This window comes from Vibrio sp. Y51_MX_L26 (assembly GCF_024181935.1).
In the GTDB taxonomy this organism is placed as follows: Bacteria; Pseudomonadota; Gammaproteobacteria; order Enterobacterales; family Vibrionaceae; genus Vibrio; species Vibrio diabolicus.
In genome coordinates, this window is sequence record NZ_JAMZAS010000001.1 from 833,282 (window position 1) to 849,313 (window position 16,032).

The 16,032-nt window shown below is 41.1% G+C and carries 15 protein-coding genes; 5 read left to right on the forward strand and 10 right to left on the reverse strand.

All coding sequences use genetic code 11. From position 1 onward, the window contains the following. Positions 1-9: 9 nt before the first annotated feature. The 6 genes from tagF to tagH are packed head-to-tail and all read right to left on the reverse strand — an operon-like array spanning position 10 to position 8,533. Positions 10-705 carry a type VI secretion system-associated protein TagF gene (gene tagF, locus NL645_RS03535; protein WP_046875356.1) on the reverse strand — a complete coding sequence of 232 codons (696 nt, stop codon included), beginning with the start codon at positions 703-705 and terminating at the stop codon, positions 10-12. Beyond that, the gene (tssM, locus tag NL645_RS03540) at positions 687-4,205 is read right to left on the reverse strand and encodes a type VI secretion system membrane subunit TssM (RefSeq protein WP_253651206.1); all 3,519 of its coding nucleotides are present in this window, start codon (positions 4,203-4,205) and stop codon (positions 687-689) included. The genes tagF and tssM overlap by 19 nt, the downstream gene beginning before the upstream one ends. Positions 4,206-4,221: 16 nt before the next feature. Next, positions 4,222-5,514 (reverse strand): type VI secretion system protein TssL, long form, encoded by a 1,293-nt coding sequence (gene tssL, locus NL645_RS03545; protein ID WP_046875354.1) that lies wholly within the window; start codon positions 5,512-5,514, stop codon positions 4,222-4,224. Positions 5,515-5,525: 11 nt separating this feature from the next. Beyond that, on the reverse strand, positions 5,526-6,851 hold the full coding sequence (gene tssK / locus NL645_RS03550; protein WP_081441242.1) for a type VI secretion system baseplate subunit TssK: 1,326 nt from the start codon (positions 6,849-6,851) through the stop codon (positions 5,526-5,528). Positions 6,852-6,872: 21 nt separating this feature from the next. Beyond that, complete coding sequence (gene tssJ, locus NL645_RS03555) at positions 6,873-7,328, reverse strand: type VI secretion system lipoprotein TssJ (RefSeq protein WP_005395676.1); 456 nt, start codon at positions 7,326-7,328, stop codon at positions 6,873-6,875. 11 nt (positions 7,329-7,339) lie between these two features. Next, positions 7,340-8,533: a type VI secretion system-associated FHA domain protein TagH gene (tagH, locus tag NL645_RS03560; RefSeq protein WP_012842177.1), complete on the reverse strand. Its 1,194-nt coding sequence runs from the start codon at positions 8,531-8,533 to the stop codon at positions 7,340-7,342. A gap of 312 nt (positions 8,534-8,845) precedes the next feature. On the opposite strand from tagH, the gene NL645_RS03565 reads away from it, so the two are divergent. From NL645_RS03565 to NL645_RS03575, 3 genes are all read left to right on the forward strand, one after another. Next, positions 8,846-10,996 carry a serine/threonine-protein kinase gene (locus NL645_RS03565; RefSeq protein WP_253651207.1) on the forward strand — a complete coding sequence of 717 codons (2,151 nt, stop codon included), beginning with the start codon at positions 8,846-8,848 and terminating at the stop codon, positions 10,994-10,996. A 429-nt stretch (positions 10,997-11,425) separates the two neighbouring features. Further along, positions 11,426-11,761, forward strand: a complete 336-nt coding sequence (locus NL645_RS03570; protein ID WP_005395669.1) for an Hpt domain-containing protein — start codon at positions 11,426-11,428, stop codon at positions 11,759-11,761. 34 nt (positions 11,762-11,795) lie between these two features. Next, a complete protein-coding gene (locus tag NL645_RS03575; protein WP_012842175.1) occupies positions 11,796-11,987 on the forward strand; it encodes a hypothetical protein in 192 nt (63 codons plus the stop codon). A gap of 32 nt (positions 11,988-12,019) precedes the next feature. Here the strand turns inward: NL645_RS03575 and NL645_RS03580 are convergent, their stop codons facing one another. From NL645_RS03580 to NL645_RS03595, 4 genes are all read right to left on the reverse strand, one after another. Beyond that, positions 12,020-12,517 (reverse strand): ATP-binding protein, encoded by a 498-nt coding sequence (locus NL645_RS03580; protein ID WP_253651208.1) that lies wholly within the window; start codon positions 12,515-12,517, stop codon positions 12,020-12,022. Between the two features lie 23 nt (positions 12,518-12,540). Further along, a complete protein-coding gene (locus NL645_RS03585) occupies positions 12,541-13,734 on the reverse strand; it encodes a PP2C family protein-serine/threonine phosphatase (RefSeq protein WP_047009248.1) in 1,194 nt (397 codons plus the stop codon). A gap of 29 nt (positions 13,735-13,763) precedes the next feature. Continuing rightward, complete coding sequence (locus NL645_RS03590; protein WP_005395662.1) at positions 13,764-14,024, reverse strand: hypothetical protein; 261 nt, start codon at positions 14,022-14,024, stop codon at positions 13,764-13,766. A 213-nt stretch (positions 14,025-14,237) separates the two neighbouring features. Next, entirely contained in the window at positions 14,238-14,852 is a 615-nt protein-coding gene (locus tag NL645_RS03595) for a glutathione S-transferase (RefSeq protein ID WP_253651209.1), read from the reverse strand. A gap of 145 nt (positions 14,853-14,997) precedes the next feature. On the opposite strand from NL645_RS03595, the gene NL645_RS03600 reads away from it, so the two are divergent. Further along, positions 14,998-15,573 carry a TetR/AcrR family transcriptional regulator gene (locus tag NL645_RS03600; protein WP_017447463.1) on the forward strand — a complete coding sequence of 192 codons (576 nt, stop codon included), beginning with the start codon at positions 14,998-15,000 and terminating at the stop codon, positions 15,571-15,573. Between the two features lies 1 nt (position 15,574). Then, complete coding sequence (locus tag NL645_RS03605; RefSeq protein WP_253651210.1) at positions 15,575-15,979, forward strand: PPC domain-containing DNA-binding protein; 405 nt, start codon at positions 15,575-15,577, stop codon at positions 15,977-15,979. Positions 15,980-16,032 lie beyond the last annotated feature (53 nt).

Genomic DNA, 16,032 nt, shown 5'->3' on the forward strand with positions numbered 1-16,032 from the left:
TCTTCTATCCTACCAATTCCACTTTTTCCAACCGCCATCAAGCATGGCAGAAAATTGACCAATAGAAGGGAAACCGCTGGTCATAAACATACATGGTTCAACTAGAGTCGAGCCTTCAGTCCACCAAAAGCATGGCTTACTCAATTTTTCTTTAATGAGGTAATTCAAAAGTGCGCTTTGATCTGCTCCACCTTGATCATGAAAAATCGTAGATATTTGGCTTTGATAAAGAAACTTAAGAGGCCGCACTTCACTTTTTACATTCGCCACTAAATCGTTTTTTTCTTGCATGCTCTTATGCCAAACATCAAATACAAAGTCGTCCTCAAGTACTGCTAGGGCAAGAGATGCACTGTCCTCGGTCCAAGCTTTGTCCTCCCAATATTGCGCAGCTTCACCTTTTACGGCACGAGCTATAGTAAAGAAAAAGTATCTACCGCATGCATCTACACTAGGAATCATGCTACCAATGTATGTCGAGTCTTCTAAGTAACTAACATCCAGAGCAAAGTGCCACACAGGCGCGGTTAAAAAGTGCTCATTCCAACTTTCACCCAATTGTTCTCTGCTGACTGCAATAACAGCCTGCTGCCAGTCATGCCAGCGCTCTGAAAAATCTTGTGATAAGCCATCTTTCACAAAGTCTCCTTTTGCAGGCATTTTACCGATATAACCCCAGGCTGATGTTACAAGGTTCGTGGACATCTGAACCTCTCCATTTCATTTGACCAAAACGGATTAATGGCACTAGACGGAATAAGCTCTAGTTGCACCTTATTTCCCTTTAAATCAATCATAACTATGTTGTCTTTACGCGATTCTGGTCTTGCTTTAAGTGATTGATCTAACAGTTTGAATATGCCCCACTCACCTTCATAAGTATGGGCAATCTCACGTTTAGATTCTGGTGGTGTGAACACTATTCGAGTCTGGTCTTGACCCGCAGGCCAGCTCAAGGATTTAGCTCGTGCTGGTCCATGCTTATAAACCAAATCTTGCTTACCTAACTCTAGAACAAACCGAGTAATGTGCTGATCCAGATACACTGGTTTCATACCGAACTCTACGCGCAATGAATTATCAGATTCAAAGAAAGACTGCCTGATACGCTTCGCTCTTTGAAAGACCATCAGCGTTTCTGGACGAACTCCAATTTCCTTTTCTAATCGCCAACGACTTTTCGACGTATCGACAAACGGTTCAAGATACTCTTGGAAGAATGAGTCAAGCGTACCTCCATAACCAAAGAAACGTTTGAAGTCCTTCAGCCTTACTTCTCTGCTCGCATTTGGCTCGAATGGGTATCTACCCGCAATAGTCCGCTGATAAGGGCGCACCACTTGCGTAACCCAAAGCTGATTTAGATGATCTTTCGACCCGCTCTCCGCAAACTTAACTGACTCTTGAGAAAGTTCACCTAGCCATTGATTAAATGGCCTAGGCAAAAGTTCTTTAGCGCGAGCAAAGGAAGCAGCCACATCTTGTGTAACGGTCCCATCTAAAATACTTTTGTAAGCAATTTTCTGATTATTACCTGAGCTTGATAAATCGCTTAAATACGAGCGCAAGTTAACCATAGCTTGTTGAATATCATCAAAGTCTTGTTCGCCGAGACGTAAGATCTCAGAAAAATGAGATTCGACTTCTTTACCTGGCAGTGCAACATTGAAACCATTTTCTTCAGGCAAGTACATGTCTAGTCTATCTGCCGTATTCGAAAATTTAACTTTGGCAACCTTACCTGCGACTTCAGAAGTGGCCTTCTGATTTTCTGACAATGATACTTTCGACAAACCAACTTCTTTTTGGATTGCCCTCAACAACGATTCGATTGGCCTTTCAACTCCAGATAGAACTCTAGCTTGTTCTGTTGCAAGCTCTAGGCTCGGAGCCTGCTTAAGTTGAATATCTTCGATCAGAGTTTTCCATTCATTCACATAATCTTGATAGTATCGAGATTGGACTCCTTGAATAGCGCTATCTTGATCAATTTCATGAGCCTTAAGATCGTCACCATAAACCCAGTTCTCTTCCATTAGGCTTTTTACTGTACGGTTGATCTGAATCTGAAAAATGCTATGAAAGCCATTATACGTATAAAAGCCCGAAATGCCTTGTGATAACGGCTTTCCACTCGCTCGTTCAAACTGCTCAAGCCCTTTAGGCCCCAAGACATCAGTCAAACGAAATGAAGGAACATGACTCTTCGAAAATTGTATCTTCATTCGCTGATAAGCACGTTCTGGTAGAGACATTTGTGTCAAAACCTCGCGAGCATTAGTCACGGCAGCAGTATTATAAGAAAAGCCTTGTCCATTATTCTCTAATAAATTTTGAGTGTGCTGTAACAGACCTATTCTTAAGTCTATATTTAGTTCACCCGGATATTGACGTTCAAAATAGAAGTTAAACCAAGCCAACACTTCATCTTGTTGGTATTTGTCTGGATTAAACAACATCAAATAAGTTTTCAACGTTTCATACAAATACTCTCGATGCTGTTGATTACTTTCCATTTCCGTCACCAAGCTATCAAGAAGCAAGGGAGCGTAATATTGGGTCAACGCATCAGAATATGCATTGTTTGCCGCCTGTGAGACTTTATCTCCTTGATAGAGACCAAACCTTTTTACGGAATCAGCATCGCCGTAGTTGCTTTGCTTTCCTAGAGGAAGCGTCATCAATCGGTCTAATGTCTCTACGGCTGAGATAATATCCGCCTCAAAATCTAGGCTCTCAGCACCAATCATTGCTTCAATATGGCCGGCTTGCTCATTGGTATCGACAATCAACTGAGAATTCCACTTGTAGCTCATAAGCCAAAGTGCAGACGCACCTAACAGTAGAGAAGCACAGCCAATGTAAACACCTCGGCGCATCCATCCTGACTGCTTTTGATAGTGACGATTAACCGTTCCTAACAGTTGTTCCTTGAAAATAACCTTATCAAACAAGTTCTTCACGAAATAACTATGAGACCCTGTTGGGCTCTTTGCTAGAGCGAGGCGATTTAGTCCAAGTCCATTGGTCGATTCATTCATTAACTTATCGACTGGTAAGCCTTCTTGGACCGAGCTCAACATAAACACACCACGAATCAAGGCTGGCTCTTCAAAACTATTTTGTGCAAATATTTCCGCTAAAAATTCATCAAGGTTAGCTTGCAATACCCTTAGCTGTTTAGGAAACTCAAAAATAAGTGCTCGCTTCTCTAAATCATCTTCAGTTTCAAGGATTCTCAGCATTCGCGCATCAAGGCGCTCCAACATGCCATGAAATTCTTTATTGAATAAAGAAATAACCCCTCTTTCATCAGCCACTTCACGCGGAAACATGAAACCGAACAATTCCTCACGCTCTTCCTTACTTAGATCAGAGAAGAACTCATTGAAACCCGCAACTAAATCCATTTTGGTCAGTAGTACGTAAATAGGAAATTGCATCCCTAACTGATTCTTCAGTTCTTGAAGGCGCGACTTGATAGCTCGAGCATGAAGGCTTCGCTCGGTTCTTGTCTGCGACATCACACTGGCTAAACTGATCGTGACAATTGCACCATTAATTGGCCTTTGCGTTCTATATTTTTTCAACAACCCTAAGAAGCCGTGCCATGCTTTAGAGTCGACTTTTTCTTGACTGTCTTGTGTCGTGTATCGACCGGCCGTATCAATCAGAACGGCTTTATTTGCAAACCACCAATCACAATGACGAGTTCCACCGACACCAGCAATAGAGTCAGAACCAAGGCTATCCGCTAACGGAAACTCTAGCCCTGACTGCTTTAACACTGTTGTTTTCCCTGTCCCTGGAGGGCCGATCAACACATACCAAGGCAAGTCATATAAGCTTCGCTTTCCTTTATGTGTTTTCGTTACTACTTTGACAGCTTGCTCAATACGCTCGCGCATTAAGTCAATTTCACTCGCCGCTTCTTTATCTGATTGACTATCAACCTCAAGTAACGTTTGAATACTTTCGTCTTCTTTAACTTTTTGCTTGTGCTGCTTAGTCACGTTGAATAAAGCCCAGACAAACACCAGCACCAAAATCGTGACGAGTCGTTGGAAGTCGCTCTTTAGTGGCTCATATCCCGCTATCGTGATAAGTGGACCAACAACCCAAATAAAAATTGAACAAGCAGCGACACCGATAAGACCGAGAAACCACCTTTGAGTAAATATTCTGCCAATTTCTTTAATACGCATCTCTATCTACCTGTTATTAATTCGCGACAAGGAGGTCGATTTCAATTCGACGGTTAATAGCTCGGTTTTCGTCACTATTGTTTTCAACCAATGGTCTTGCATCACCCAGCCCTTCTGGTATGACTCGACCTTCTAGTGCGCTATTCGAGATAAGTTGTTCAGACATAGCAGTAGCTCGAGCTAATGATAGATGCCAGTTCGAAGGATATTTACTCGTGAAAATTGGCCTATCATCGGTATGACCTGTCACAATGATCTTGCCTTGGGTCGACTCCAACGTTCTAGCGAGTTTAGAAATTACGGGTTGGATATACGCAACAACATCAGCACTACCTGATTCAAATAGATCTTGCGACTTTAACGAAATTCTTACCCTGTCTTGCAACGGCTCGACGTTAATTAGCCCCTTCCCGATCTCAGTTGCCAGATACATAGAGATCCTTTCTGCAATTGGCGCTGATTTTGATTCTGACGTTGTATCTTGATTAAGCTGTTGCGGTTGAACCAAATTGACTAATTGAGAAAAGGTGCGGTTGGAAGCCTTGTTTAGCTCATAGCTAAAATACATAAATATACAAACCAATAATGCAGCCGTTACGGAGCACACAACCCAGAGAGGAGCTCTGTCGGAAGCCTTAGAGCCATTCAAAATGTGTTGTTCGATACTATTGCTTAGCTCTTGAGGTATCCCTCTTCCGTAAGACTTAAGAATAGCGATAATCTGCCTTCTCAGTTTTCGGTGAGACTCCAGTCCGTTTTTTTCCAAACGATATTGGCCGAGAAACCCAAGCGATAGGCACACGTACATCAATTCAAGCAAATCTAAATTTGTATCTGGTTGCGCCATGCACTTATCAAGGTACTTAAAGAACGCTTCCCCACCCTGGCTGCTGGCATAGAAAGAACTAAGCAATGAGTCATGGCTCCAAAATGAATGCCCCCCCCAATTAGTATTGAGCACCGCTTCATCTAACGAGCAACACAAACAGTAACGAGCCGTATCAATAGTGTCCAAATCAACGTCGTGGTGACGTAGTCGGTTCTCATAATCTCTAAGTTTTTGTGCCAACGTCTCTTTTAGAAACAACGGGTCAGAATGAGTCGCTGTCGCTCGAATTTGACCAATAATGGATAAAAGACCATTCGCTTCTGCCAATAAAGGGTTGTTCCCATAAGCAACCACTGAATCGTTATTCACCAATTCAGGACTTTTTGAGATAACTACCGTATTATCTGCTGACTTTTCTGATTGTGGTTTCGGTGCGGGCGCTCTTCCACCCGGTGTTGGTTTTACGATCGTTTGTTCCATACTGAGCACACCTATTGACTAATACTCCACAGCTCAAGGTCAGCATTCGGAAAATGCCCCGATAAATGCAGCGCAATACCACCACTGTCTTTCAGCCTCATCCAAAACGGGCCTTTCTTGACTACTTCGAAGTAGACATAACCCGTTTGGTAAGGGATCTGCCTCGGTACTACACTCAATGGCGCTACGTTTATTCCATTAATCTGATTGTTGATCAGATCACGAATCTGCTCCGCTGGTCCAAACTTGAGCTGCGCCGGGACTAAACGTCTGATTTCATCTGTTGTCGTATCAGCTTTGACCGCAAGCACAAACTGGCATGATTCAAGTAAACGCTTATCTGGAAGTGGCGTCACTTGAATTCCATATTGTCGTGGCTCCAAAGGAAGTTTGCTTGCTGTTTGATCAAGGACAACGCTCAGATATTGACTCAGAACTTGATTCAATTCGCTATAAACACTTGATACATCTAAGTGATCGTATGTAAGTAAGCTTGGCATCCTCTTAGTTTTGTCAGAAAACGTAGCTAATTCACCAATATAACCTTTCAGGGTCGTCGCTAATTCCAATGGATGTAGCCTGTCTAGGTCACTAAAGTGCTTTAACATCGCCTCATACCTGTTCAACATTTGTAGCATGATGAAATCAACAGCAGATGCAGATGCGGCTTTGCCCTTAATCAATCGCTGCGCAATAACGTCGGCACGCATCTTTGTCATCGCAATAACGTTACGCAAGTAAGCCGACATAACTTTGTCGCTAAGTAAATTGATAAGCGGTGGAACATACGAATCGTCTAGTATTACTTCGCCTTCTGCCGTTACCTCTTTTATTTTCAATATCGGTAACTCAACATAACCCGCTAATTTGTCATTGCTGGCTTTCAGTTCCAGGTTTAGGGCTGCGACTTGAATCGTTTCTTCATCCTGCCCAGTGAGATTATCTATAACGTCAACGTCTTTAAGTACATAACGAGAAACGATCGCCTCACTTACATCAGAAACATTTTTACCTTTGACATTTGAAAGGGGAAGAGTGATTTTTACTAACGTATTTTCTACGTCTTTATCAATAAATAAAGGCACAACCGAATCGCTGGCTGTTAAGGTATTAACCAGAGTCATATCTGGCAAAACTGCCTCAAAGTGATCTAATTCAATCAGACCATCTTTTAATGCATGTTCTTTTACTCGACATTTCCAAACCCCCCAATTATAAGCCCCACCAAACTGATGTAAGCCTTTGAATTCTTGAGAGGTTGCGCGTTCATGTTGTTGAAAGTGCTGGGGACGTAAAAACATCCCTTCGCACCAAGCCGTCTTGGAGTATTGCGTCATTTATAATTAGCCAACTAAACGTTATTTTACGACCAAAGACAGATCTTCTAACAGAATTTGATAGGTGTTGTAACCGGTCTTATCCACTTCAATGACTTGTCGCCAATTTGAATTTTCAATATCTCGAAACGCTGCGACAATGCCTAAGTATTCAGTCTTTGGAGACATACTTGCCTGATATGTTTCTTTCTGACCTGGAGTTAATGATATTTCATATTTATTCACTAAATCAGGGCCTAAGACTTTTTCACTTTCTTCATAAATTGAAAAAAAATCCTGACTTTCAAAAAGGGTATTTGATGTTAATTCAAAAACATACACGACTACAGGGGATGGCCTACCATTGGAGTCAGGATTAATATTGTGATTTGCTGTTATTTCTAAATCTGAATATGGGTCAACAACTAAATTGGCTGCTGAGCATCCAAATAAAACCATTGAAATTAATAACAAAATGTACTGATAAACTCTTTTCATCACCCTATTTCCTAGCTTTTATTTTTTAATGCTAACTCATAGTGTTTAGCGAAATCTTCTAAATAAAATGGAGATTCTTTATTGATAATGTCATCGGATAGCTTTTCATGAATATCCTCAAACCGCTTCCAACTTTGAGCATATTTTCTTGCTGGAATAACCTTATTAATAACCGTGTCTTTAGCTAAAGCTTCTGAGTATATCGACGTAGGCTCAACAAGCGACATAACACTTGAAACCGTACCCTCAACACCTTTCATTAACGCTTGTTCATGATTTTCTATATCACTAAACGCTTCTTTAATGGCTGCACTTGGTTTTAGGAAACTTGCAGTTTGACGGTTATATAAGTTATGAATTGCATCTTCTAAATTCGCAGAGAACTTCAGAGGATTATTTTCTGACTTCCGAAACGCAGTATGACTTAGTCGATTTGTTTGTTTAAATACCGCTCGATTGTGCAGCGTTTCCATTAAACCAACTAACATCAAAGAAAATGATTCCCCCAGTTGTTCAAACCATTGCTCTCTGTTATCGCTGGGAATCATCGTTGGATCAATACCCGCCCCTTTAATGAACGCCGCAAGCTCGCTCCCTTTACTATCAAATTTGGGAGTTGATTGACGTTCTAGCTGTCGTGGGGTTTCCGGTACAGGTGTAGGATCTACACTCTGTTTTTCTGGTTTGGGGATATCAATAAAATCATCGACTAAGCCAATATCTAGTTGAAAGTCCGAAGGAACACTCTCATTCAAAAGCTCACTGGCACTAAGGCCGAGGTCTACAAACTCTGCTTCAGATGAACTCGAGAATGCTTCAGGTTCTGAACTGGAACGAAAGTTACTTTCCTGATTATTGAATGCCTCAGTGCTCGTTTGAATACTTACTGAAATTTGGTAATCCCCTAAACTAACCGTATCGTCGTCACTTAGTGCAATCTCATTTCCTTGGCCCACAGGTGTCACAGCGTTATTAACAAACGTGCCATTAGTTGATAAGTCTTTTATCAAGTATTTATCACCAAACTTGATGAGCTCTCCGTGAGTTCCGGATACTACTCTTTCAGGGTCTGGCAGTGTCCAATCACATTGCTCAGACCGACCAAACGTAACTTTGGCATGCTCATCACTTGATTCAAACACAAACTCACTCTCAATCTCTGGAGTAAATTTGTGAAAACTTGTTATGGTTAAAACCAACTTCATGTAAACCTCGCCAAAGACCTGCTAAATATTATTTTTAATTTTATTATTAGTCACTTTCTTATTAACAGTAAGATTAATAAAAACCTTAAACCTGCCATTGAAAATCATGCACGGAATAATGAATCATTTTTTTATCAAAGCAATCACGTAATGTTCAACAATTTTAATTATCCAACCAAGTTCAAATTTTTGACACTTAGACTTTCATCAATAAAAAAACGAATGTTAGTTTGGCCGCGAAATTCTAACATAATGACTTTTCATTGAGCAGAAAGGTATATATTCCCCCATCATTTATACGGAGTTCTTGTGATGGAAGACAGCAATAAAAACAATTCTATAAATAATAAAGATAGCGGAGACAAAACTAAAATTGTAAAGACTCAAAAACGAGACAATGCAATTCAATCAAATAAAGTTGCTAGCAATGAAGGCTCCGTTCAAAATAAAAATGAAACAAATACAAAACTGTCTCAAAAAGAAAACACTCCGTTAGTTAATAAGAAAACAAACAATAAAAATAACACATCAAATAATGACAAAGATGTTATTAATGAGAATTTAATAGGCACAACTGTCAAAAATCGATATGAAATCGAGTCGGTTCTTGGCCATGGCGGACTTTGTGATGTTTATTTGGCTAAAGATAAGATATTAGAATCTTCAGGTTCAGAAACCCCTTACGTAGCATTAAAGATTTTACAAAAAGAGTTTGCATCTCAACCAGAGACTGCACGCATGTTGATACGTGAAGCTCAGCAAACACAAAGATTAAGTCACCCTAATATTATTAGGGTTTTTGATTTTGGTGTCGATGGCGAAATATATTTCTTAGTGATGGAATATATTAATGGGGAAACATTAGAGAATTTAATACAACGATCTAGGCCGCATGGGCTGAAGTTTAATGCAACTTTATCGATTCTAAATCAGGTACTTGACGCCCTGTCTTACGCCCATTCACTTGGTGTCGTGCATGCCGATTTAAAGCCCGCTAACGTCATTTTAACGTCTGAAGGTAATGTTAAATTACTCGACTTTGGTGTATCTAAAACTCATCAATTAAAGCAAGATCAATACGCAGCTAAACGTAAATCCGAAAATGTGGAGACTCTTGGTTATACTCCAAACTACGCATCGCTCAACTTGTTGTCGGGTAAAGAGCCAAACTTAAGCGACGATATGTTTGCGCTATTTTGTATTGCTTACGAGTTATTGAGTTGCAAGCATCCTTATTCAAGAACTCCTGTCAATGAAGCTCTCAAAAAGAAAATGAAGGTCTCGAAACCTGCTAATATGCCAGCATCTAAGTGGCCTATCTTTGCACGCGTTTTTTCAACTGGCATCATCCCCAAAGACCTTACCCCAGAGCAGTTAAAACAAAAGTTGAACATGCGATATTGGCCTATCGTTAGCGGTGTAGCTGCAAGCGTACTATTGGTTACCGGAATCGTATTTGGCTATCAACAACAACAAGAAACCATCTCTGATTTAGAAATAGCTATTAACAAGCAAAATGATCAGATTAATGGGCAGGAATGGTTGCTTGATACACCGCCAGAAAAAAGCTTGTCACTGATTAATAGTGAGAAAAACTTACACCCGGTGATTAAAGCTGGCTTACTACGACAGCACAAGAGCTACCTTCTAAGTGAGTTTGAATCTGAGATTGATCAGGTTCTGAATTCTGATGCTAACAACTATCCAAATTATGATGAAATCGAGTCTGTACTAAACAAAGCAAAAGCCTACTACCCTGACTCACATAAAATTGAAGTTCTGGCGTTAGATATTCAATCAAGCAAGCACTCCACATTGCTTTCGATAGCGAGACAAATCAATAGCCAACTGGAAAAGTCTCGATACAGTAAAGAAGAAGACAGTAAGTCCATCTATGAACTGAAAGATGAGTTAAATCAAATTCATCAGGATTACCCATTTACACCAAGCTCATTATCTAGCGATGTTTTTGGTAAACACCTAACTGAAGCACTCAAAAATAAAGATGCTGCAGCACTTGTTGCGCTAATTAAGGTTGGGAATACTTTCTTCTCAAACGTTGAAGAGCATCAAGACAACTTAAAAATAAGCAACGCGATGAAAGATGCAGTTCTCGAAATGAAACTGTATGAGACCGCGCTAGACTCTAACGATCCTCTACCATTTCCGGACGAGGCTGCTCGAATTTTGTTCCAAGAGGAATTTGAAAACTTCTATTACCGCCTAGAAAAGGCAAGAACAACAACTCACCTCGATAACTTAGTGAAAGATGTTGATCAATTTTCGAAGAACTTTCCTATCGGTTTTCAAGATATTAACGATTTGAGATTCAAAACTGCAGATAAATACCTGCGCTTCTCCGACATACTACTCAATAAGAGAAGGACCACAAGCGCAAGACGTGCAATGAAGAAGGCGAACGAGTTAATGAGGCAGGTAGAACAGGACTCCAAGCAAAGCTAATTGTACAAAAGGGGCGCAAGGCCCCTTTTTTGCGTCAATCTACTTGCCATTATGCAACTAGGTTGCTAGCTTGTATTTGTACTCGATTAGGAGAGTTGACCTTGACTGAAGGAATAGTCAAAGTTGGCGAGCGCTTGGCTTACTTGTTTGATGATTGCTTTAAACCAGGTAGACAAGACTGTTCCCAACCCAGCATTTTATTTGTAACCCACTATCACGTAACTTGTGTTGCCACGACACGAGTGCAAAATGCTTTGCACAAAAGATTAGATCATAGACACTTGTATATAAGTCAAAGTGTACCGAACAATAACTTTGTTTTTATGAGTCTAGCTCAAGTGATAAGCACACTGTTCAGCGCTCAACTCCCCCCACTTCAACGTTCCTATCCGATACATTTTTCTACCTCGCGGTTAGTCAGAGGTAAACATGATTAATTTTGATGTTCTCAATAAATACATGGAGAACGACGTAGATCTTATCGTCACCGTTTTTTCCACATACTTAGAAGACCACGCCAATGACATACAGCGTATCAATGAGTTATACGCAAACAAATGTTGGCCGGAACTCTACTTATTGGCTCACAGTCTAAAGGGCATTCTAGAAAGCTTTGGTGAAGAAACCGCTGTCATTGTTTTCACAAAAATAGAAGCAGAAACAAGAAACGATAACGAGCCAGATAGCTCAGATATAGCTATAGTTACTAAAGAGCTAGCTGCCATTAATCAACAAATCTTTGCTTACTTGAAGAATATGCAATAAAACAAATTAAGGCTTAACTGGGGGAAATATGGCAATGAACAATAGCAATTTCAAGGAGCTGATTGAGTCTCTCAAAGACTTAACGCCAACTCAAAAGAGGTACTTGCTTAGTCGTACAAAGATGGCGTTAGATGATGAGAGCAATATGCTAAACATCAGTGATATACTGACACCAGAAGAGTTGGAAGCATTATTGTCGCCTGCACCAACCACAAATACAAAATAACAATAACATACAACGTAACCGTCAGATTAACGCTAGGGACCAGGTGGGGTGAATAGATCTTGCTTGGTTGTTAGTTTTTCGCCGTTCCTCTTCACTAAAACAAACGTGTTTTTTCCAATCTCTTTTTCTAACTTGAACTGATCAGATAATTGAGCGACTAACATCAGTCCACGACCTGAAGCAGACCAACTATCATCATCCATTAAGTTAGGAGCCTCAATCTGTTTATTTTTATGTTGGTTGAATGTCATTTCATTGATTGACGCTCCGTAGTCAGAAACCCTAAGTTCAATGAAATCTGACATTGGGTCACATCTAACCCTACACTCCACGTCTATCGGCTTACCTTCAATTTCACTGTAAGAATGGATGTAAGCATTGTTCATAAGCTCAACAACACAAAGCTCCAACGACTGAGCCGTACTTAACGATACTTGATTATCCATTAAAAACTTAGCAACCTCTTTGCTCGCACTTCGAGAGCGAGTAAGGGATCCACCGTAAGTTCGTTTAAACTCGCTCTGGAACATTCTTTTCCTTTATCCCTAGGCTATCAGCCACGCCACCTTACTTGTAAAAGACTCGCATCATCATCAAACTCATCTTTGTTCTGCCAAGATTGTACTTGTTCAAAGACACATCTAGCCTGCACTTCTGCTTCTAATTGCGAAGTACAAACAGCTTTTATACTTGATGCCAACCTTTGTACTGAAAACATCGCCTCGCCTCGCCTCGCTTCTATCAAACCATCCGAATAAAGCCATACTACATCCCCCTCACTCAGAATAATTTGATTACCAACGTACTCCATCGGCTGCAAAGCGCCAATCATAAAGTTGTCTTCACCCGCCAGCTCTGTAGTTTCGGTGCTCGCTCGCCAAACAAGGAACTTAGGATGACCAGCAGTACAATAGCGAAGTTGTCCTGATTCTGTATTAAGAATGGCATAAACCATGGTGAAATAAAGCTGACTGTTCCTAGTTTGCTGATACCGTCGGTTTAGCCGATCAATAACGGCTGCTGGTTCACTGATACAGTAGTCGCCATCTCTTAGCTCCATGGTTATCGAATCAGGTCCCAGATTTTGAGATAACGTCTGTTGGATAGAAAAAGCCATCAAAGCAGACGAAACACCATGACCTGAAACATCGAAAACATAAAATGCGACATGTTGTTCATCAAGCTCAAAATACCCCAACATGTCACCACCAATCTGGGAGCACGGTTTGTAGGCGTAACTAAATTGCATGTTCTGGATAGACGACTCCGCTGGGAGTAGTTGCTCCATCAGGTGACTAGCAGACTGTAAATCTTGATGGATCATTCGATAGGCTGCATCTAACTCTTTATTTCTCTCAACGAGTTTGTTGTGCAGTTCTAAAGTACGAAACCCCGCACGGATTCTGGCCTGAAGCTCCTCTACAGACGTTTTCTTATCCACAAAGTCATCTGCGCCAGCATCGATGCCTTTCACGATCGAGCTCTGGTCATTTCTAGAGGACAATAAAACAAAGAAAATGTAACGTTCGCTAACTTGCGATTTTAATTGCCGACACAGCTCAATACCATTAATGCCAGGCATCATTAAGTCACTCAGTACAAACTGAATATCTTTGCGATAAGTCAGCACTTCAAGTGCGGATTGTCCGTCTTCAACAGCAATAACTTCATATCCCTGCTTTTCTAATGCACTGCTGATATAAAGTAGTACTGTTTTACTGTCATCGACCAAAAGAATGGATTTCATTCGCCTCCTTAAGACGGTAGTCGGGCACGCTAACGCAGAACACTAGTCACTGATTGCTCATTTCTAAAACGACTATAATCTTCAGCTAATAACTGGTGTTGATATCGAGTGTAAGAAAGCGCCTCATTGGAGATTAATATCTGATGCTCTTTCTCTATTAACTGACTTTGCAGTTTTTCAATCTGTTCATTCTGCTGTGTGTTATTGAGATACAGCGCGACGAGACCAAAGACCGAAACCATTAAAAGAGCAATAAGAACATTATTGATAGTTTTAACTTGAATACGCATGACCTCTCCTTGTCTATTAATAGACTTCCCACTATGAAAAGAACGTCTACAGACTAAGAGCGCTAGGCTCTAAAACGCATTGAAGCCCATTGAGGTTGTTTTTCCAATTATAGGCGATAGGAGACAAAATAAGAAAAAAGCTGAAGAATTTGAATATCCTTGTGAATTCGAAAGGCAATAGCAGCGAGCAATGATCTACTCGCTGCTGGTACATCAACTTAGAAATGCAGGCCGAGCTGAAACTTGCTCATACCAACGCGCAATGTTTGGTGCAGTAGTAAGCACATCGATTTCTAGGCCTTTAATTGCAAAACCAATCAAAATAAAGCCTGTAATATCGACGATAGTAAAATGGTCAGCGGCAATGAACTCGCTTTCACCAAGTCGCTTATCTAACAACGGTAAAAACTCTTGCACGCGTTGCTTGGACTCTTCACCCCACTCTTTAACACAACGCTCTCTATCTTCATAGATAGCTGTGATGTTTCTAAATGCTTGAAAAGCAGCATACAGACCTTGAAACTCCACCACGCGATGCCACATTTCCACTTGCGCGCGCTCAAGTTGGTTTGCCCCAAACAGAGCTAAATTATTTTCAAACGCTTCATCCAGATAACGACAAATTGCGACGCTCTCACAAATCGTCGTGCCATCTTCAAGCTCAAGCAATGGCACTTTTCCATTGACGCTTTTTTTCTTGAAATCTTCCGCTAGATTTTCGCCGTCACGCACATTTAAAGCGATGCGTTCAACATCGCCACCAATTTCCTTTAAAAAAATGCTAACTCGCTTACAACTTGGAGTTATCGAGGTTTCGTAGAGCTTCATTTTATATCCTTTCTTCTTTTTCTAACCGATTGGTTAGGATATACTGTAGCCAGTTTATAAACGATCAGTCAAGAACTTCATTTCCCAAAAGTTGTTCAATAAGTTTAGGAGTGGTTTGAGAAAAACCGCTCAGGTAGGTACGCATATGGCAAGAAAAGCCAACTTCGATCGAGAAGAAAAACTATTAGTCGCTATGGACGTTTTTTGGCGCAAAGGTTTCGCTAATACATCCATTTCTGATCTCACCGACGAGTTGAACATTAACCGCTTCAGTCTTTACAACACCTACGGTGATAAGCAGCAGCTTTACTACGAAGCACTGGATGCTTATCTAAAAAAAGTCTCGTTGCCCTCACTCACCGACTTAGAGAAAGACGGCGCATCCCTGCCAGAACTTGAGTCTTTCCTTAAGTCCTTTGCAGAGCTGCAACGCAAGCGAAGTTGTGGGTGTTTTATTCAAAATGCGTTGATTGAGCACGCTGGTGAAGACGATGACGTACTGCGCAAAGGGCATTTTTTGTTTGACCATCTTATCGACATCATTGCGGATGCGCTGACTAATGCGCAGAAAGAAACCTTAGTGCCGAAAACGCTGAAACCAGAAGAACTCGCTCGTTTTGTTCTCAACAACATGCAAGGTATGCGCGTACTTGGCAAAGCCAAACGCTATGCCGACTTGGATACGGCGCTTTCCTGCTTACTGGTTTTGATTAGGAAGTAATATGTCGATTGAAGTGATAGCAGTACGTCTTACCAAAGGCATGGACTTAAAGCTGAGCCTAGCGAAATTGGTCGAGCAGCATCGTATCAAAGCAGGCTCGATTGCTTCATGCGTTGGTTGTGTCTCTCACCTCAACCTTCGTTTGGCAGGTGCAGAGAGTACGTTAACCAAACAAGAGCCATTTGAAATCGTCTCTGTGATGGGAACACTAACGCCTGAACATCAACACGTTCATCTCTCAGCGTCTGATCGTGAAGGACGAGTCTGGGGCGGGCATTTAATGGAAGGCACAGTGATTGATACTACCGCAGAATTGATCATCCATTCTTACTCAAAACTTGAGTTTACCAGAGCGATGGACGACTCGACTGGCTATACCGAACTGCAAGTGAATCCTTCCAAATAGTAAAAAGCTCCAGAGCCATACTGTGCTGTCTCTGGAACTTTATTCGCTTATCG